Origin of the sequence: Marinobacterium aestuariivivens (assembly GCF_042661465.1) — a bacterium.
GTDB classification, from domain to species: Bacteria; Pseudomonadota; Gammaproteobacteria; order Pseudomonadales; family Balneatricaceae; genus Marinobacterium_A; species Marinobacterium_A aestuariivivens.
This window is the reverse complement of sequence record NZ_JBHSWE010000001.1, coordinates 131598-149990: the sequence shown is the minus strand read 5'-3', so window position 1 is coordinate 149990 and position 18393 is coordinate 131598. Positions and strand designations below refer to the sequence as shown.

Here is an 18393-nt window from a genome sequence, read left to right as displayed (position 1 = left end):
AGGTACCGCTGAACTCCCCGAACCGCTGCAGAGCATCGAGATCATGGCCCGTGTCTTTAGCCACGAGGCCGATATCGGTGCCGGCACCGTGCTCGGCGTCGATGAGGTTGCACGGGTTGCCGATGCCGGCGGACACTTTATCGTCTCGCCGAACTGCAATCCCGCGGTTATTCGGGAGACACGCAGGCTGGGACTGGCGTCCTACCCTGGCGTGCTGACTCCGAGCGAATGCTTTGCAGCGCTCGAGGCCGGGGCGACGGCACTGAAGGTTTTCCCGGCCGCCATGATGGGAATCGACGGCCTGAAAGCGATTCGCGCGGTCCTGCCGGCCGGAACCCGGGTGCTGCTGGTGGGCGGGGTGGACGAGCGCAATTTCGGACAGTGGCTGGCGGCCGGCGCCGACGGTTTCGGCATCGGCACGGCACTGTACCGGCCCGGCAAATCGCTGGCGGCGGTGGCCGCGGATGCGAAACGCATGGTCGAAACCTTCGACAGGGAAGGACAGCTATGATGGACTTGGCCAAAATATACGACAACAGGGTCTGTACCCTTGGCGAAGGGCCTTTGTGGCATCCGGAGCGGCGGCAGCTGTTCTGGTTCGACATTATTGGCAAAAAGCTGCTGAGCCGGACCGAAAGCGGGGGGCGCAGGAGTGGACATTCGATGAGCACGTCTCGGCTGCGGGCTGGGTCGATGCCGACAGCCTGCTGATTGCCGGCGAAACCGGCCTGTTCCGTTTCGATCTGCAAAGCGGGACCCGGCAGCCTGTATGCAAGCTCGAAACCGATAATCCCTTGACCCGCTCCAACGATGGCCGTGCCGACCCCTGGGGCGGTTTCTGGATCGGCACCATGGGGAAGAGCGCCGAAGCCGAAGCCGGCGCCATATACCGCTATTTTCGTGGCGAACTGCGCCTGCTGTTCGCACCTGTTACCATCCCCAATGCGATCTGTTTCTCGCCGGACGGTCGTTACGGTTATTTTGCCGATACCGCGAAGGGGGTGATCTGGCGTCAGGCACTCGAACAGCTCCACGGGTGGCCAGTCGGTGAGCCTGAGGTCTTTGTCGACTGCAGTCGCGCCCGCGTGAGTCCCGACGGTGCCGTCGTCGACAGCATGGGACGGCTCTGGAATGCCCAGTGGGGTGCTGCCCGCATTGCCTGCTACAATGCCGATGGCACTTTTTCCTTGGCGATCCCGTTTCCGGCCGGGCAGATATCCTGTCCCGCCTTTGGTGGAGAGCATCTGGACATCCTCTTTGCCACTTCTGCCACCGAGGGGCTGTCGCAGCAGCAACTGACCGCCCAGCCCGACGCTGGCAAAACCTTTTTCGCCTACCCCGGCAGCCCTGGGCAGGCCGAGCACCGCCTGATCCTCTAGTGCATCTATAGTCACGTCGGGATTATGCCGCCTGCACGGGCTTCGGTTGCATCATCAATCAGAGGATTCATATGACTGATAAGCTTGCCATTTACCCGAGTCTGGCCGGTAAGACCGTGTTCATCACCGGTGGTGCCAGCGGTATCGGCGCCGAGATCGTGCGCGCCTTTGCCACCCAGGGCTGCCGTGTGGGGTTCGTCGACTTCGATGAACCGGCAGGGACGGCGCTGGCCACCGCACTGGGCGACCATGTTGCCTTCGAACACTGCGACCTGAGGGATATCGATAGCCTGAAGCGGGCTTTCAAGCGCCTCGAGGGGCGCCTGGGTTGTGCGACGGTGCTGGTGAACAACGCGGCGCGCGACGATCGCCATGACTGGCGCGAGGTGACGCCGGAGTATTTCGACGAGCGCATCGCCACCAATCTGCGCCATCAGTTCTTCGCCGCTCAGGCCGTGGCGCCCGGTATGATTGATGCCGGTGGCGGTTCGATCATCAATATGGGATCGAACTCCTGGTGGGAGGCCGGCGGAGGCTTTCCCGTCTATGCCACCGCCAAGTCCGCCGTCCACGGCCTGACCCGGACCCTGGCCCGCGATTTCGGCCAGTACCGGATCCGGGTCAATACGGTGGTGCCGGGCTGGATCATGACCGAGCGGCAGAAGCAACTCTGGGCCGAACCCGAGGCGCTGGAGCGCCATCGTCAGCGGCAGTGCCTGCCGGATCTGATCGAGCCGGTCTATGTCGCGCGGATGGTGCTGTTCCTCGCATCCGACGACGCCGCCATGTGCACCGCGAACAACTATATGGTGGAAGCAGGATCGATTTGAGGCCGCTACATTAACCTGAACCGAACTGCCACTCGATCAGGTGTTCGTAGAGCTCGCCAGGCAGCAGGCGGGGAGATGGGAAATCCGGACGGTTGGGACTGTCCGGAAAGGTTTGGGGCTCCAGCGCGATACCCGCAGCCGGATGCAGCGGCCTTCCTTCGCGGCTGGTAATGTCTGGGGTGAAATGGCGGGCGAGATAGAACTGCAGTCCCGCTTCCGAGGTGGAAAGCCGGAGGCTTCGACCGCTGGCGGGATCCTCCAGCCGAGCCACCGGGCGCAGTGTGCCACGTGGGCCGTTGAGGCAGAAGTTGTGGTCGAAGCCATCGCCGCAGCCCGCCAGTCGTTCACGGGTCAGCGCCGGTTCCCTGAAATCGAATGCCGTACGCGCCACCGGACTTCGTCCGGGCAGCGGGATCAGCTGGTCGTCCACCGGCAGGAAGGCATCGGCATCTATCTGCAGCATGTGATCGGCGGCACTGCGGCTGAAGTCGCCGGTCAGGTTCCAGTAGGCATGGTGGGTCAGGTTGACGATGGTCGGACGATCGCTCGAAGCCGTGATCCGGCACTGCAAACCCTCCGCGCCGAGCAGGCGGTATGTCACCCTTGCATTCAGGGCACCGGGATAACCCTGATCACCATCCGGTACTGCGAGCGAGAACGTAACCGCTTCTGAATCCATGGCCACCGTATTCCAGGGCTGCCGGTCGAATCCGGTGCCGCCGCCATGCAGGTGGTTGGGGCCCTCGTTGGCGCTTAGGTGGACAATGCTATCCTGCTCGCGATAGCAGGCATTGCGAATGCGGTTGGCAAAACGTCCGCAGATGGCGCCGATGCTGCTGTTCCCGGCGGCATAGTCTTCGAGTGACGGAAGCGCCAGTGCAATGTTGGTCTCGCTGCCGTCAGCGTTGCGCAGATAGAGTGCCAGGAGTCGGGCGCCGTAGGAGCAGAGTTCTGCCCGTATCAGTTCGCTTCTCAGCGTGACAATCACCGGACTCCTGTCACCGATGGATGCATCGTTGGGCATGGTGGAAACTCCTGGGCTTAGCTGGACAACGGTGGCGTGATGCAGCCAGGGGCGGGGCTCGGCAGCAGCAGCCGGCTTAATGTATCTTTGTGCATGACTTTAACCGACGGATCAGGAATAGGACAGTTGAGCATGAGAAAACCGATAAAGCTGGTGGCCGCAGACGGCCACGAACTCGGCGCCTACCGGGCCGACCCGGTGGGCAAGCCGCACGGCGCGGTGGTGGTGCTGCAGGAAATTTTCGGCGTCAACCGCTATATCCGTGGCGTATGCGACCGCCTGGCCGCCGAGGGCTACGTGGCGATAGCGCCGGCGCTGTTCGACCGTCAGGTTCGCGGCTTCGAGACGGGCTATGGGCCGGAGGACATCGACAGGGCCCGTGTGCAGATGACGGCCCTTGACTGGTCGAAGGTGCTGCTCGATATCGAGGCTGCAGCGCAAGCGGTAAAAGATGCGGGCCCGGTTGCCGTTCTTGGTTTCTGCATGGGCGGCTCCCTGGCATTCCTCGGAGCGACCCGTCTGACTCATTTTGCTGCCGCCGTCTGCTATTACGGTCGCCGAATCGTCGAATACGCCGACGAAGTGCCGAAGGTGCCAACGCTGATGCATTTCGGCGAGCAGGACGCGACCATACCGCTGACGGACGTCGAGCAGATCCGGCAGCAGCGGCCCGACTGCGAGATTCACCTGTATCCGGCCGGACATGGGTTCGACTGCGACCAGCGCGCGGATTACGAGCCTCAGGGCGCCGCTCTGGCCTGGACCCGGACCCTGGCCTGGCTGCAGACGCACCTCGCCGCCTAGGCCGCAGTCCGCCGAGAGCGACTCGCGGGCCCTTGAGTGCCGTCATGTCGATGGATCGGCCCGTCTCCCGCCGCCGCGCGAGGCCGGGTGAGACACCGGGAAATTTCTTAGACTTGAAGGTAACGCACTCTGGAAGGCGGCTGAAATCAGATGTAGGGGATTCTGCGTACGCCATGGCGGGGCTTGAGGTGAGCGGTCGGCGCCGGACTCTGGTGGGTGCGACAAGGCTGCTGCTGGTCATCCTGCTGGCGGGCTGCAATCCGGACCGTGCCGCTGTGCCAGACGATCCTGACGACCGTCGGTTTCGACGCCAATGCCGATGCGCTGCTGGCGATCCGTCGGGGCAATCTGCACGCCACCGTTGATCAGGTGCCGAAACGTCAGGCGCGACGGGCGGTTCAGCTGATGGTTCAGCATCTGGTGAGTGGAGAGCCGCTGCCACAGATACCGCTGTGGGAGGATATTCGCCTGGTGACCGCCGATCTCGATGGCCAGATCAGCCTGTGCAACCGTGCAACCGTGCGCCGTGCGGATTCTGGGCTATCCCGATGCGCGGCCTCTGGTGGGTCTGCGACTGGGCCAGTTGATGCCGCCGCTGAACCTGCTGCTGCCATCACGGAGGGAGACGATCCGCCGGTCGCAACAGCCGCTGGTCGGCCTCGAGGTCAGCCCGACGCTGCCGCAGCGCGGCCGGTTGCACTGGCGGCTGAGCCTGTCGGCGCTGCGTGGCGCGGACCAGGTGCTGGGTGTCGCCATCGTCATCGAGATGTCACCGAAATGCGACAAAGGGCTTCGAGCAGCGCGGCGCCGGGCGCCGGGGCGGGATGGGTCTGTCTTTGGCTGTCTTCGGTAACCTGGTTCCCGTATTGGCTATTGCTTGCGGCAGGACAAGGCTCGTTTCAGGCTTCCAGCGGCGGGTTTGCGTCTCCCCGCAGCAGCGGTAGCTTCTGCAGCAGCACCTTTTTCAGATCGTTGAGAAGCAACGGCTTGTGCAGCACCTGAATCCGGCTGTCCCGGAGCTCGCCGACCTCTTCGGAGCCGCTGTCCATCTCTGTGACAACGACAATGCGGTCTTCGGTAAGACATTGTCGGTCCAGGATGGTCTCTATCATCTGGGCTCCGTCCATCGATGGCATCATCAGGTCAGTGATGAGCAGGTCGGGCTTGATCTCGCCGATCATGATCAAACCCTGATAGCCGTTTTCGGCCGTATAGACCTTGACCGGCATATTCAGATGGAGAAAGTATTGGCTGTAAAGTTTGCGCAGATGGGGTTTGTCTTCGACAATCAGGAGCTTGGCTGGCCCGGTCTCCTCCTTCACGGACTGTCCTGATACCTGCGCCGCCTGCTGATCCAGCAGTTGCTGCACCGATTCCAGCGGCAACCGGCGATGGCCGCCCGGAGTCTTCCAGGCCGGCAGTATGCCCTGTTCCACCCACAGCTGTACCGTGCGCAACGACACGCCAAGCAGTTTGGCCGCCTCGGCGCTGGTTAGTACTTTCTTGTTTGCCATACTGTTTCCATCTTCGGAGCACCCATGATTACAGCTGGTTGGGGATACCCGGCGGCTATGTGCCGACAGCACCGAAACACAGTATCAACCGGTCTGGACTGCGCGCTTCGCAGGCAATCCGTGACAGTTCAAGCCAGGGTGCGCGGGTCTGCCGGCAAAGGGGCACTGATATACAACCGGAACAGAGATTAGCAGATTTTTCAATATTATCAATTCAAGTGGGTTTTATTATTTATCAATAAGACGGTGACCGCCACGCCTTGGAGTCTGGAGGTGATCCGATACCAAGGCCCCTGGTGCGGTGCTGCTGGAGGCGGTTGGTGCCCGAGGGAGTCAGGCCTTTGTCACCGCACTCAACGATTATATGGTTTCCGTGCCGATTGAGGACTTCAACAAACAGCTGGTACTGCTGGCAATGAAGGCGGATGGCATCGAGCGGGGTCTTGAGATCGATGCATCTGCCGCAGGTTCCTATTGCGGTGATACCGGCCGACAGTGGTACAGGTGATCGGTGCAATTGATGGCAAGATCAGGTTCGATCCGGCGAGCGGCTGTTCCGAGGTCGAAATCGTGCAACTGAACGGCTCCAGGCCGCCGTTATTGGTCGCAGACCCACCCCTGTTTTCGTTGCTCTGTCGTAAATTTTGCTCATTTTGTCGGTTATGTCTTTTAATGGCGCCGTCCGTTCCAGTACTCTGAGCCTCAATGCGCACAGGTTCGTCCGTCCGGGCGGCGCTGTCATAACAATAATTGACGCTATGGGGCAAGACAGTGGAACTCTTTGATTTCCTGAGTAGCAATATCGACCTGATTCTGAAGTTGACTGCCGAGCATATTTTCTTGGTGGTGGTGGCGGTCGGTCTTGCGGCGGCCTCGGCTGCTGATCTGTCGCTGTATCACCCAGAGCGACCCGCGCCAGTTGATCGCCGGTGCGCTCGCCGTGAGCATTCTGGCGGTGATCGCCGACAACGGTCTGCTCTGGCTGCAGAGGCGCCTGACCCCCAATGGCATCGTCGCCTGACTTCACCCCTACGAAGCCGCTCATTACGGGACGCGAAAAGGCGTGGCGCGAGCACTGGCCGCTGCGCTATGTCGATCAACGACTTCTGGTGCGTCTCGGGACCTGAGGAGCCATGTTTCGTGATTAACCTGGCGTGCAAATAGGTTCCCTACCCATTTGCACATCACGCCACTGAAACGGGCGCAGGTGCGCGGACATGCTGGTTTCCGTGGCGTTCGCATTGACCTGCGACCAATGATGAAGTATCCCTGCTTCATGTATTAACCCGCCCGGTTAATATATAGACTCAAAGATAGATCCAGACGCCCGGTGCAAGTTATTTTTGTAGAAATTTCGGTCACCTGGGCGATTCCTTCGGTCGCGTTGACCGCCAGCGGCCAGAATTGGGGCCGAGCCTTCGGGACGGTACAATGCCTACCTGCCAATCTGTACCGGAGACCCGTCGTGGCCGAACCACCCTCCGATCGCCGTTTTTACCGTCAGGGGCCCGATCATCGCAATGGAGAAACCCTGGGCTTTGTCGATATTCGCCATCGCTTCGATTTTCGCTCGATCCGTATCGGCCGCTGGGTGACGCGGGAGGAGCAGGCGCGGGCGGCGGGGCTCTTTCATGATGCACTTGCGGACCTCATGTCCATCCTGCAGGGGCCCGAGGTGCTGATTTCGCTGCGCGGCACGCTGTCACTGCAATACGGCATCGGCGGCCGCCCCGGTGTGGCGGCGCACTACGACCCCTCGCAGCGCTGCTTCTCGCTGGCGAAGAATGCCGGACCCGGTAGCATCGCCCACGAGTGGTTCCATGCCTTCGATCATTACCTCTGCGACAAGGCATTCAGTGATGCGCCGCGAGACTTCTTCGCTTCCCGCAGCTGGATCAGCGACGCCACGCCGGTTCCGCATCCTCTCAATGACCTGTTGTCGCGCTGTTTCCATGCCATCCTGCTCGACGAAAGTGGCGACGGCCCCAGTGAACTGTTCCGCGTCTCGGCCGAAACCGACCGGCAACTGGGCACCCTCTATTACAGTCAGCCGGAAGAGCTCTGTGCGCGGGCCTTCGAGGCTTTCGTTCAGGACTCGGGCATCCGCAACAACTTCCTGGTCAGGGGCACCCGCGCTTCGGACGAAGCCCGTGCCGGGCTCTATCCGCTGGGCCAACAGCGCGAGCGTATCAACGAGGCCTTCGCCCGATACTTCAGCTGTCTGGGGCGGGCACTGCGCAAAACCTGAGGCCGAAAAGAATATCTGCGCCAGGTGCGGGACGGGTTGTTTCCCTTTCGTTATCGGGTGGATGTCCCGGGTCTATTGAGTGATTCCGATCGTTCACATATAATCAACGGCATTACAATAATGACAACGAAGGTTGCTGCCAATGTTGAATCACGTACTGGCCAACAGCGTGGTATGCCGCGATGTCTCGCCCCATGACGTCTCGGACTATGTCAACGCCCATGTCGGGAATCACCGCCTTACGGTTCTGGGGCGCGGCAATATGCGTTCGTCACTGCGTTATACCGACTTCGCCCAGCTGGGGCTCTCCCATATCGACTATGGCGGCGAGGTGCGGGTGCAGTCACCGGATATCGAGGATATCTACCACCTTCAGGTCGTGACGAGCGGCCGCTGTACCTGGGACTACGATGGCGACATGCTGTCCCTCTCGGCCGGCCAGGCGTTGATGATGAATCCCCGCGAGCGCATCGATCTGACCTATTCCGGGGACTGCCAGAAACTGATCGTCAAGGTTCCGGAAGCGGTGCTCAAGAGTGCCTGCATGCAGAACGGAAAAGCCGTGCCGAAAGACGGGCTCAGGTTTCATCATCGGGTCATGGAACTGAACGCCTCGCTGGCCTTCATGCGTCTGGTCGAGGCGGTCTACGAGGAAGCCTCCGAGTCCTGTGTCGATATCGGCAGCATCTCCCAGACTTACGCCGGACTGCTGGCCAGCAAGCTGCTGTCGATCTTCCCCTGCAATCTGCAGCAGGAATGCAGCTCAGTCGGTGCCGGTCAGCAGGTTCATCTGATTCGTCGCTACCTTGGCGAACGCATCAAGGACGATATCGGTGTCGAGGAGCTGGCCGGCCTCTGCAACGTCAGTATCCGTACCCTCTACAATGTATTCGCCAAGGAAGTGGGTACCACGCCGAAACTCTTCATCAAGCAGATGAAGTTGCAGAGCCTGCACAACGATCTCAAGCAGGGCGTCGGCGCCCGCAACGTCACCGAGATTGCCCTCGATTACGGCTTCAGCCATCTGGGGCGCTTCTCGTCCGATTACCGCAAGATGTTCGGCGAACTGCCGTCCGAAACTCTGCGCAAAGTGCGGTAGTTCATCACCGTAGGGTGGGTTAGCGACGCATTGGCTCAGCCGTAGCCTGGAATGAGCGCAGCGAATTCCGGGTCCCGGCAGTCGGCACCAAGGCTGAAACCTACCCCGTCGGAATTCGCCCCTTCGGGGCATCATTCCAACGTCATGTTCTAGTTCCCGCAGATCAGCCGGGTGGCGCCTTTGGTGGTCGCCGTCAGCAGGCGTTCGTAGCGCTGGCCCGGACGCACGTCGGTATCGGTTGCCATGCCCATGAGGGTAATCACTGCACTGATCTGGCCGCTCAGATTGAATACCGGGCTGCTGATGACGTTGATATCGGGCAGGAAGTCGCCGTAGAAACAGGCCAGGTTGTCCTGCCTGATCTGTTCGAGCAGTTCGTAAAAGGCATTCTGGTCGAGCTGCCGGCCCTGGTAGCGGGGCAGGGCGGCGGGATAGTCGTAAAAGGCCTCGACGATCTGCTGCTGCCTTGCCTGCGGCAGATGGGCCAGGAAAAGCCGGCCGGCGGCCGAGAAGAAGGGCGAGAGCTCGGTGCCGAGGCGGACGTTGACCGCCAGCACCTGGCTTGAGTCGAGCCAGTGCACGATCAGCGGCGCCTTGCCGTTCCAGACCGCCACCGAGACGGTTCTGTCGGTGGCGGCATGCAGCCGGGTCGCGGCATCGAAGGTGACCGGGATCGGGTCGATGCGCTTGAGGGCCGAGAGGCCCAGGGTCAGGCTGGCATTGCCCAGCGTATAGCGCGAATTCTGCTCCTGGACGATGTAGCCCATCCGGCTCAGGCTGACGAGATATTTGTGCAGGCGGCTCGACGAGAGGTCGAGTCGGGTCGAGAGTTCCTTCAGGCTCAGCGGTTGCGGCGACAATGCGATCTCGTTGAGCACCCGCAGGCCTATCTCCAGCGAGCCGATGCCCTGGCGGACTGAGTCTTCGGTTGTGGGTTTTCTGCTGTCGGGGGGACCATGGTACTGACATCCTTTTGCTGTCGATCGCGCTCTTGCCGGTGCGTTAACGCATCGGGCGCGGCGAAGTCTAACGTACCCGGAATATCAGCGCTACGGCTTCCAGTATACCCCCGATCAACGTCACCCGTCAGACGCCGAGATGGGACTCGACTTCGTCGCGATTGGCCAGCAGGCGCTTGCTGTCACCTTCGAACACCACCCGCCCCTTGACCAGCACGATATGGTGGTCGCAGAGATTCTTCAGTACCTGGATGTTCTTGTCCACGATCAGCGTCGAGACGCCACTGTCCTTGATCCTGGCGATGACGTCCCAGATCTCCTTGCGGATCAGCGGCGCCAGGCCTTCAGTGGCTTCGTCCAGGATCAGCAGGTCCGGGTTGGTCATCAGCGCGCGACCGATCGCCAGCATCTGCTGCTCGCCGCCGGACAGTTGCGTGCCGAGATTGGTCAGGCGCTCCTTCAGGCGCGGAAAGGTCTCGAGCACCCGGTCATAATCCCAGCGTACTTCGCCGCGACGGTTGGAACGGGCCGCCATCAGCAGGTGCTCGCGCACGGACAGATTGTAGAACATGCCGCGACCTTCGGGGACATAGGCGATATCGCGCCGCATGCGCTTCCAGGTGGGCAGGGCGTCGAGCTCTTCCCCTGGAAGCGTACCTGACCGCTGCGCGGCGTGACGACGCCAAGAATGGACTTCAGCGTCGTGGTCTTGCCCATGCCGTTCCTTCCCATCAGGCTCACCGCTTGTCCCGGCGCGATATCGAAGGAGATGCCGTGCAGGATATGGCTGTCGCCGTACAGTGTGTGCAGGCTGCGTACTTCGAGCAGGTTATTCATATCAGATTACCTCGTCGCCCTGGCCCAGATAGGCGTCTTTTACCCTTGTATCGTCGCGAACCTCGTCAACCGTGCCGGTGATCAGGTGCTGACCGTCGACCATCACCGTCAGCTGATCCGACAGCTCGAATACCGCATCCATATCGTGTTCGACCAGCACGATGCAGTATTCCCGTTTCAGTGATTTCAGCAGTTCGATGATCAGCTGCGACTCCTCGTGCCCCATGCCGGCCATCGGTTCGTCCAGCAGCAGCACCGAGGGCGCCGTCGCCAGCACCATCGCGATCTCGAGCTGGCGCTGCTCGCCATAGCTGATGCGCGAGGCGATAGCGTCGCGCCGGTGCGCGAGGCCGACCTTGGCCAGCGCCTGTTCGGCCATCTCGGTCAGCAGCTGTTCGCTGTGACGGGAGCGGAACAGATTGAAGCTGCCACCGACCCGGCGCTGCGCCGCGACGCTGCAGTTCTCCAGACAGCTGACGCCGGGATAGATATTGGTCTTCTGGAATCCGCGGCCGATACCGCGCCGGCTGAATTCATGGGGCTTGATCGAATCGATCGCTTCGCCCCGGTGCAGAATGCGGCCGCGGGTCGGCCTGTAGGTGCCGCAGAGCAGGTTCAGCAGGGTGCTCTTGCCGGCGCCGTTGGGGCCGACGATGCCGTGCAGTTCGCGGTCCCGAAACTGCAGCGAGATATCGTCCAGTGCCTTGAGCCCCCCAGTATTTGCAGAGGCCTTCGGTTTCGAGCACCGCCTGTTGTTGCAACTCCACTGCACGCGGGGCCGTGTCGCTGTTCGTCGTTACCCGGGTCAGGGCTGCAGTGCTGTTCATTGACGTTTCTCCAGCAGATTTTCCAGATAGCCGGCCAGGCCGTTCTTGAAGGCCAGCACCATCAGGATGATCAGGCCGCCCATCAGCAGCAGCCAGTGCTCGGTCAGGTGTTCGAAACCGTAGTGCAGTCCCTCGTAGACGGCGGTACCGAGGATGGCGCCGTAGAGCGTGCCCATGCCACCGAGAATGGTCATCACCAGGGCGGTTCCCGAGGTCTGCCAGGCCAGCATCGACGGGTTGACGAAGCCGTACTGCAGGGCGAACAGATAACCGGCGTAGGCGCCGAGCGAGGAGGCGATGACATAGCTCGCCAGGCGGAACAGGAAGACGTTGTAGCCCAGTGCCGTGGTGCGGTCCGGGTTCGCATGCACCGCGTCGACGATACGGCCGAACTTGGAGCGGGTGATCAGCTTGAAGAACAGCAGGCAGTTGAACAGCGACAGCAGGCACAGATAGTAGAAGTGCACCGGGTTGTCGAGATCGAACAGACTCAGGCCGAAGACGCTGGTGTCGGGCTTCATGTAGATGAAGACGCCGTCGTTGCCGCCGAAGGCGGTAGAGTCGGAGAAGAAATAGAAGCACATCTGGGCCAGTGCCAGGGTGATCATGATCATGTAGATGCCGCTGGTACGCAGCACGATGAAGCCGACGACGACGGCGATCAGCGCCGAGATCGTCACGACGTAGAAGGTGTAGACCCAGAAATTGACGGTCTCGTACTCCGGCGCCAGCATCACGAACAGATAGCCGCCCATGCCGTAGAAGAGGGCATGGCCCAGGGTCACCAGGCCACAGCGGCCGACCAGGTAGTCCAGCGACATCACGAAGATCGCGAAGATCAGCACGCTCGCCAGCTTGTTGACATAAAAGGTGTTCTGTTCCATCAGCAGTGGCAGCAGCAGCGCCAGGGGAAAGAACACCCAGACAAAGAGTTTTTCCGCGCGTTTGGTAAACATTTCAAAGTCTCCGATTCCGCAGCCTTTCGGGCTTTTCCGCAGTAGATCAGTGCTAAGTCCGACAGGCTGCTCATTCAGTGAGCGAACAGGCCCTGGGCTTGAGCAGCAGGATCACCGCCATCAGGATGTAGATCATCATGCTGGAGACCTGGGGCAACAGCACCGAGGCGAAGGTGTCGACGATGCCGACCAGCAGCGCCGCGACCAGGGCGCCCTTGATCGAGCCCATGCCGCCAATCACCACCACGACGAAGCAGGAGATCAGCACGTGCTCGCCCATTCCGGGCACCACCGAGACCATCGGCGCCGAGGCGATACCGGCAACGGCGGCCAGCATGACGCCGGCGGCGAAGACGATGGTATAGAGGCGGTTGATGTCGACGCCCAGCGCCTCGACCATGGCACGGTTGGACTCGCCGGCCCGGATCAGCATGCCGAGACGGGTGCGGTTGATGGTCAGATACATGGCGGCCGCCACCAGTATGCAGAGCAGCGAGACGAACAGCCGGTAGACCGGGTATTCGACGAACTCGGTCAGGGCGATGGAGCCGTCGAGCCAGGCGGGCACCGCGACACCGAGGGGATCGTTGCCCCAGAGCAGGCTCTGCAGCGCATTGAACACGAAAATCATGCCGATCGTCAGCAGCACCTGATCCAGGTGGTTGCGCCGGTACAGCCGGATGATCAGCGTGCGTTCGATCAGTATCCCCAGCAGCAGGGCGATGATGGCGGAGATCACCGCCGCCACGCCGAAACTGCCGGTGGCGGTGACGAAGTAATAGGCCAGGTAGGCGCCGACCATGTACATGGAGCCGTGGGCCAGGTTCAGTATGCCCATGACGCCGAATACCAGCGTCAGGCCGGAGGCGATCAGGAACAGCAGCAGGCCGTACTGAACGCCGTTCAGGAGTTGTACCAGAAAGAGTGCAATATCCATCGTCTTGTGCCAGGTTGTCCGGCCGGTAGCCCCCTGAACAAGGGGACAGACGACCGGCTCCGGCCGCCGGCAGATGCCGGCGACGGAGTTTTGATTCCGGGAAGAGGAGAGGCGCGTTACAGCTTGCAGCCGCGGGCCGGATCTTCGAGTGCGGCTGCCGCGACGTTCATGACGACGTTCTCGCCGTTTTCGACCTTGCGCAGATAGATATCCTGGATCGGGTTGTGTGCCCTGGAGAAGGAGAACTGGCCGCGCGGGCTGTCGATAACGCTGCTCTCCATTGCCGCGATCAGCGCCTTGCGATCGTCGGTCGCGCCGCCGAGCTTGTTGAGCGCCTGGGCGATCAGTTGGCCGGCATCGTAGCCCTGCACCGCATAGATATCGGCCGGCTTGCCGAAGCTGGTCTGGTAGCTCTGACGAAAACGCTGGTTGGTCGGGTTGTCGAGGTTGTCGGCGTAGTGCAGGGTCGTGAGGGCGCCCTCGGCCGCACCGCCCTGGGCTTCGAGGGTGCCTTCGGTCAGAAAGCCCGAGCCCAGCAGCGGAATCTTGCCGCGCAGACCCAGCGCATCGTAGTCCTTGACGAACTTGACGGCACCGCCGCCGGCGAAGAAGACGAACACGGCGTCCGGCTGGGACGCGGCGATATCGGTGATGTAGGGCTGGAACTCAGTTTTCGGGAAGGGCACCAGGATCTGCTTGACGATCTCGCCGCCGCCGGCGATGAAGGACTCCTCGAAGGCCTCGAGGCTCTCCTTGCCCATGCCGTAGTTCCAGCTCATGGTCACGACCTTCCTGTAGCCGGCATCGAGCGCGACCTTGCCCATCGGATAGGAGGGCTGCCAGGAGGAAAAGGAGGTGCGGAAGATGTTTGATGCGCAGAGCGGGCCTGTGGCCGCGGCCGCACCGGCATTGGGGATGATCATGATGGCATCCTTGTCACGCAGCACTTTGGTCATGCCCATGGCGACGCCCGAATGTACCGGACCGACGATGAAATCGGCCTTTTCCTTGTCCAGCAATGCCGAGGATATCTCCGGCGCCCGTTCGGGGCGGGCCTCGGTATCCATCTCGATAAATTCGATATTGCGGCCATGCAGCTGCGGAGCCTGTTCCTGCAGGGCCAGCTTCAGTCCGTTGCGGGTGGCATCGCCGATAGCGGCATAGACGCCGCTGAACGGCAGCATCACGCCAACCTTGACCGGATCGCTCTCGGCGGCGGTGACGGCGCCGGTACCCAGCAGGCAGGTGGTTGCGCAGCTCAGTGCCAGGTTGCGCAGTCTCTTGTTGTTCTTGTACATGACTGAAAACTCCGTTCGACGGTTATCAGGTGTTGGGAGCCTCCAGTTGTAGCGGTCGCGGCAAGTGCCTTGATAGCCACTGCCTGCAACCTTTATCCGCTCCATGCAATCTGCCGTTTCTCCGGATTCATCTGCAAAAACCGGACAGTGATTGCAGCCAGCGGATTTTGCCACTCCCGCCGTTGTGTGAACTTGAGCGGGGTGTACAAATCGTAGAGTGCCGGTGACCGCCATGGATGGCGGAAATACTGTAAACGCAGGAGCGGTTTACAGTGAAACGAAGCGCACCGCACCATGAAAAACGAGCGGGGTACTGCGGATGGTGAGGGTGACCCTGGTTGGGGGCGAGGAAAGCCAGTTCGAGGTCGCGGCGCAATGCAGCCTGCTGGTAGGCGCTGAACAGGGCGGCCGTTCCTGCATACCGGTCGGCTGCCGGGGCGGTGGCTGCGGTCTCTGCAAGGTGCGGGTGCTGGACGGCGCCTACCGCATCAAGCGCATGAGTCGGGCCCATATCAGCGAAGTCGAGGCGGCCAACGGCTATGTGCTGGCCTGCCGGGTCTTTCCGCTGACGGATGTGGTCATCGAGCTGGCAGCAACAGAATCTGAAGCACAATAACAACGAGGAATGAATCATGAAAAAAGGTGTAATGCGTCCCGGTCACGTACAGATTCGCGTCCTGGACATCGACGAAGCCGTCGCCCACTACCGCGACCTGATGGGGCTGATCGAAGTCGACACCGACAGCCAGGGCCGTGTCTATCTGAAGGGCTGGACCGAGGTCGACAGGTTCTCGGTGGTGCTGCGCGAGGCCGATGCGCCGGGCATGGACTTTATGGCGTTCAAGGTGCTCAACGATGAAGTGCTGGAGCGGCTGCACGGCGAGCTGGTCGAGTACGGCTGCGCGGTCGAGCAGATCCCGGCCGGCGAACTCGAGGGCTGCGGCCGCCGTATCCGCTTCGTAGCCCCGACCGGCCATTCGTTCGAGCTGTTCGCCGAGAAGGAGCAGACCGGCCGCTACGGCATCGGCAACCACAACCCGGAAGCCTGGCCGCGCGACCTCAAGGGCATGAAGGCGCAGCGCTTCGATCACTGCCTGCTCTACGGTGACGACATCGATGGCACCTACAGGCTGTTCAACGAGGTGCTCGGTTTCGATCTGTGCGAACAGGTGGTCGACCCCGAAGGCAACCGTGTCGCCCAGTTCCTCACCGTGTCGATGAAGGCCCACGATATCGCCTTCATCAAGCATCCGGAGAAGAACAAATTCCACCACGCCTCCTTCTTCCTCGAGACCTGGGAAGACGTGCTGCGCGCCGGCGACCTGATCTCGATGACCGACACCTCGATCGACATCGGCCCGACCCGCCACGGCATCACCCACGGCCAGACGATCTACTTCTTCGACCCGTCCGGCAACCGCAACGAAGTGTTCTGCGGCGGCGACGCCTTCTATCCGGATCATCCGCCGATCACCTGGGATGCCGACAAGCTCGGCAAGGCGATCTTCTATCACGACCGGCAGCTCAACGAGCGCTTCCTGACCGCGCTGACCTGAGTTGGGCGGCGTAAATCGTAAGGCGTGAAGCCTGAGGGACGCATCTATCGTGATGCTGTGCCTAACGCCTAACGCCTAACGCCTAACGCTTCACCCAGCCAGTTATCTAAATCGGGGCCTTCGGCCCCTTTTTGCATTCCGGAGCCGGCTCTGCAAATCCCGGCCAAAACCCCTGCAGAAAAGGGATAAAGGCTCACAGAAACCGGATAGTTGCTGCACGGCCCGCCCCGTAATCTGGTGGAAAATAAGGAGGGTAAACCATGCATTCCGACCTGATCGCCAAAATCAACTCCATGATGGAAGAGGACGCCGAGAAAGGCGTTTATCGCAGCCGCCGCGAGATGTTCACCGACGAGGAACTGTTCGAACTCGAGATGAAGCATATCTTCGAGGGCAACTGGATCTACCTGGCCCACGAAAGCCAGATTCCGGACCGGAACGACTTCTTTACCGGTTACATCGGCCGTCAGCCGATCATGATCACCCGTAACAAGGACGACGAACTCAACGCCTTCATCAATGCCTGCTCTCACCGCGGCGCCGTGCTGTGCCGCAAGAAGAAGGGCAACAAGGCGGTCATGACCTGCCCCTTCCACGGCTGGAGCTTCAACAACTCCGGCAAGCTGATCAAAGTCAAGGATGCCGACGGCGCCGGCTACCCGGCTTCGTTCAACTGCGACGGCTCCCACAATCTGAAAAAGGTGGCGCGCTTCGAGTCCTACCGCGGATTCCTGTTCGGCAGCCTGAACCCGGACGTCAAGCCGCTGACCGAGCACCTGGGCGAGGCGGCGAAGATCATCGACATGATCGTCGACCAGTCACCCGAAGGGCTGGAAGTACTACGCGGCTCCTCAACCTATACCTATGACGGCAACTGGAAGGTGCAGGCCGAGAACGGCGCCGACGGCTACCACGTTTCGGCCACCCACTGGAACTATGTCGCCACCACCGCACGGCGCAAGGTCGGCATGTCGGCTGACGACGTCAAGGCGATGGACGCCAGCACCTGGAACAAGCAGGCCGGCGGTTTCTACGCCTTCGAACACGGTCATATCCTGCTCTGGATGCGCTGGCCGAACCCGGAGGACCGTCCGCTGGCGGAGCGCCGGGAACAGCTGGCACAGGACTTCGGCGAAGCGCGGGCCGACTGGATGATCTCCAACCTGCGCAACCTCTGCCTCTATCCGAACGTGTTCCTCATGGACCAGTTCAGCTCGCAGATTCGCGTGTGGCGCCCGATCTCCGTCGACAAGACCGAAGTGACCATCTACTGCATCGCGCCCAAGGGCGAGAGCGACGAGGCGCGTGCCCACCGCATTCGCCAGTACGAGGATTTCTTTAACGCGTCCGGCATGGCGACGCCGGACGACCTCGAAGAGTTCCGTGCCTGCCAGCAGGGCTTCAAGGCCACCGCATTGCCGTGGAACGACATGTGCCGCGGTGCCGAGCACTGGGTGCAGGGCGCCGACGAAGCGGCACAGCAGATTGATCTCAATCCCATCATGAGCGGTCGCAAGTCCGAGGACGAAGGCCTCTACACGGTGCAGCACCGCTACTGGGTCGAGGCGATGACCGAGGCGGCGCGCAAGGAACAGGAAGAGGCCTAAGGGGGACATGACGATGACTATCAGCTACGAAGAAGTACGCAACTTTCTCTATGCCGAGGCGCGGTCGCTGGACGACAAGCAGTGGGACCAGTGGCTCGAGTTCTACAGCAAGGATGCCGAGTTCTGGATGCCGAGCTGGGACGACGACGGCGAACTGACCACCGATCCGCGCAAGGAGATCTCGCTGATCTATTATGCGCGCCGCGACGGCCTCGAAGACCGCGTGTTCCGCATCAAGACCGAGCGCTCCAGCGCCAGCAGCCTGCCGGAACCGCGCACGCTGCACCTGATCGGCAACATCGAGGTGCTCAACGCGTCGGAGTCCGACTGCGAGGTTCGCTACAACTGGCAGACCAACAGCTACCGCTACCAGACGACCGACAGCTACTACGGCGTCACCCACCTGACCCTGGTGCGGGACGATGCCGGCGAGCTGAAGATCCGGCGCAAGAAAGTCGTGCTGAAGAACGATTGCATCCACCACGTCGTGGACGTTTACCACCTGTAAACCGGCCTAT

Annotated in this window: 23 protein-coding genes; 13 read left to right on the top strand and 10 right to left on the bottom strand. The window is 61.5% G+C overall.

What is annotated here, in order from left to right; translation table 11 throughout:
* Window positions 1-43: 43 nt before the first annotated feature.
* From ACFQDL_RS00750 to ACFQDL_RS00740, 3 genes are all read left to right on the top strand, one after another.
* Window positions 44-511 carry a beta/alpha barrel domain-containing protein gene (locus ACFQDL_RS00750; RefSeq protein WP_379907364.1) on the top strand — a complete coding sequence of 156 codons (468 nt, stop codon included), beginning with the start codon at window positions 44-46 and terminating at the stop codon, window positions 509-511.
* A 55-nt stretch (window positions 512-566) separates the two neighbouring features.
* The gene (locus ACFQDL_RS00745; RefSeq protein ID WP_379907363.1) at window positions 567-1379 is read left to right on the top strand and encodes an SMP-30/gluconolactonase/LRE family protein; all 813 of its coding nucleotides are present in this window, start codon (window positions 567-569) and stop codon (window positions 1377-1379) included.
* 71 nt (window positions 1380-1450) lie between these two features.
* Window positions 1451-2209 carry an SDR family NAD(P)-dependent oxidoreductase gene (locus ACFQDL_RS00740; protein WP_379907362.1) on the top strand — a complete coding sequence of 253 codons (759 nt, stop codon included), beginning with the start codon at window positions 1451-1453 and terminating at the stop codon, window positions 2207-2209.
* A 10-nt stretch (window positions 2210-2219) separates the two neighbouring features.
* Here the strand turns inward: ACFQDL_RS00740 and ACFQDL_RS00735 are convergent, their stop codons facing one another.
* Window positions 2220-3233 (bottom strand): aldose epimerase family protein, encoded by a 1014-nt coding sequence (locus tag ACFQDL_RS00735; RefSeq protein ID WP_379907361.1) that lies wholly within the window; start codon window positions 3231-3233, stop codon window positions 2220-2222.
* Window positions 3234-3365: 132 nt separating this feature from the next.
* On the opposite strand from ACFQDL_RS00735, the gene ACFQDL_RS00730 reads away from it, so the two are divergent.
* A complete protein-coding gene (locus tag ACFQDL_RS00730) occupies window positions 3366-4037 on the top strand; it encodes a dienelactone hydrolase family protein (protein WP_379907360.1) in 672 nt (223 codons plus the stop codon).
* A 237-nt stretch (window positions 4038-4274) separates the two neighbouring features.
* On the opposite strand, the gene ACFQDL_RS00725 is transcribed toward ACFQDL_RS00730, so the two are convergent.
* A complete protein-coding gene (locus ACFQDL_RS00725) occupies window positions 4275-4454 on the bottom strand; it encodes a hypothetical protein (RefSeq protein WP_379907359.1) in 180 nt (59 codons plus the stop codon).
* Between the two features lie 70 nt (window positions 4455-4524).
* Here ACFQDL_RS00725 and ACFQDL_RS00720 point away from each other — a divergent pair, with 70 nt between their 5' ends.
* A complete protein-coding gene (locus ACFQDL_RS00720; protein ID WP_379907358.1) occupies window positions 4525-4890 on the top strand; it encodes a hypothetical protein in 366 nt (121 codons plus the stop codon).
* 46 nt (window positions 4891-4936) lie between these two features.
* Here ACFQDL_RS00720 and ACFQDL_RS00715 read toward each other — a convergent pair whose 3' ends face one another.
* The gene (locus ACFQDL_RS00715; RefSeq protein ID WP_379907357.1) at window positions 4937-5551 is read right to left on the bottom strand and encodes a response regulator; all 615 of its coding nucleotides are present in this window, start codon (window positions 5549-5551) and stop codon (window positions 4937-4939) included.
* A 301-nt stretch (window positions 5552-5852) separates the two neighbouring features.
* Here ACFQDL_RS00715 and ACFQDL_RS00710 point away from each other — a divergent pair, with 301 nt between their 5' ends.
* The 4 genes from ACFQDL_RS00710 (at window position 5853) to ACFQDL_RS00695 (ending at window position 8898) form a co-directional block, all read left to right on the top strand.
* The gene (locus ACFQDL_RS00710; protein ID WP_379907356.1) at window positions 5853-6059 is read left to right on the top strand and encodes a hypothetical protein; all 207 of its coding nucleotides are present in this window, start codon (window positions 5853-5855) and stop codon (window positions 6057-6059) included.
* 354 nt (window positions 6060-6413) lie between these two features.
* Entirely contained in the window at window positions 6414-6572 is a 159-nt protein-coding gene (locus tag ACFQDL_RS00705; protein ID WP_379907355.1) for a hypothetical protein, read from the top strand.
* 444 nt (window positions 6573-7016) lie between these two features.
* A complete protein-coding gene (locus ACFQDL_RS00700; RefSeq protein ID WP_379907354.1) occupies window positions 7017-7799 on the top strand; it encodes a CLCA_X family protein in 783 nt (260 codons plus the stop codon).
* A gap of 142 nt (window positions 7800-7941) precedes the next feature.
* Window positions 7942-8898, top strand: a complete 957-nt coding sequence (locus tag ACFQDL_RS00695) for an AraC family transcriptional regulator (RefSeq protein WP_379907353.1) — start codon at window positions 7942-7944, stop codon at window positions 8896-8898.
* 149 nt (window positions 8899-9047) lie between these two features.
* Here ACFQDL_RS00695 and ACFQDL_RS00690 read toward each other — a convergent pair whose 3' ends face one another.
* From ACFQDL_RS00690 to ACFQDL_RS00660, 7 genes are all read right to left on the bottom strand, one after another.
* A complete protein-coding gene (locus ACFQDL_RS00690; RefSeq protein ID WP_379912790.1) occupies window positions 9048-9794 on the bottom strand; it encodes an IclR family transcriptional regulator in 747 nt (248 codons plus the stop codon).
* Between the two features lie 190 nt (window positions 9795-9984).
* Window positions 9985-10467 carry an ABC transporter ATP-binding protein gene (locus ACFQDL_RS00685; RefSeq protein WP_379907352.1) on the bottom strand — a complete coding sequence of 161 codons (483 nt, stop codon included), beginning with the start codon at window positions 10465-10467 and terminating at the stop codon, window positions 9985-9987.
* Window positions 10392-10694 (bottom strand): ATP-binding cassette domain-containing protein, encoded by a 303-nt coding sequence (locus ACFQDL_RS00680; protein WP_379907351.1) that lies wholly within the window; start codon window positions 10692-10694, stop codon window positions 10392-10394. Before ACFQDL_RS00680 ends, ACFQDL_RS00685 begins: the two co-directional genes overlap by 76 nt.
* A 1-nt stretch (window position 10695) precedes the next feature.
* Window positions 10696-11466, bottom strand: a complete 771-nt coding sequence (locus ACFQDL_RS00675; protein ID WP_379907350.1) for an ABC transporter ATP-binding protein — start codon at window positions 11464-11466, stop codon at window positions 10696-10698.
* 51 nt (window positions 11467-11517) lie between these two features.
* Entirely contained in the window at window positions 11518-12477 is a 960-nt protein-coding gene (locus tag ACFQDL_RS00670) for a branched-chain amino acid ABC transporter permease (protein WP_379907349.1), read from the bottom strand.
* A gap of 70 nt (window positions 12478-12547) precedes the next feature.
* Window positions 12548-13414, bottom strand: coding sequence for a branched-chain amino acid ABC transporter permease (locus ACFQDL_RS00665; RefSeq protein WP_379907348.1), 867 nt, complete (start codon window positions 13412-13414; stop codon window positions 12548-12550).
* A gap of 116 nt (window positions 13415-13530) precedes the next feature.
* A complete protein-coding gene (locus ACFQDL_RS00660; RefSeq protein ID WP_379907347.1) occupies window positions 13531-14712 on the bottom strand; it encodes an ABC transporter substrate-binding protein in 1182 nt (393 codons plus the stop codon).
* A 319-nt stretch (window positions 14713-15031) separates the two neighbouring features.
* Here ACFQDL_RS00660 and ACFQDL_RS00655 point away from each other — a divergent pair, with 319 nt between their 5' ends.
* From ACFQDL_RS00655 to benB, 4 genes are all read left to right on the top strand, one after another.
* Window positions 15032-15328 (top strand): 2Fe-2S iron-sulfur cluster-binding protein, encoded by a 297-nt coding sequence (locus tag ACFQDL_RS00655; protein ID WP_379907346.1) that lies wholly within the window; start codon window positions 15032-15034, stop codon window positions 15326-15328.
* A gap of 16 nt (window positions 15329-15344) precedes the next feature.
* The gene (locus ACFQDL_RS00650; protein ID WP_379907345.1) at window positions 15345-16268 is read left to right on the top strand and encodes a catechol 2,3-dioxygenase; all 924 of its coding nucleotides are present in this window, start codon (window positions 15345-15347) and stop codon (window positions 16266-16268) included.
* Window positions 16269-16528: 260 nt separating this feature from the next.
* Window positions 16529-17875, top strand: a complete 1347-nt coding sequence (gene benA / locus ACFQDL_RS00645) for a benzoate 1,2-dioxygenase large subunit (protein ID WP_379907344.1) — start codon at window positions 16529-16531, stop codon at window positions 17873-17875.
* A 13-nt stretch (window positions 17876-17888) separates the two neighbouring features.
* Window positions 17889-18383 (top strand): benzoate 1,2-dioxygenase small subunit, encoded by a 495-nt coding sequence (gene benB / locus ACFQDL_RS00640; RefSeq protein WP_379907343.1) that lies wholly within the window; start codon window positions 17889-17891, stop codon window positions 18381-18383.
* Window positions 18384-18393: the final 10 nt, after the last annotated feature.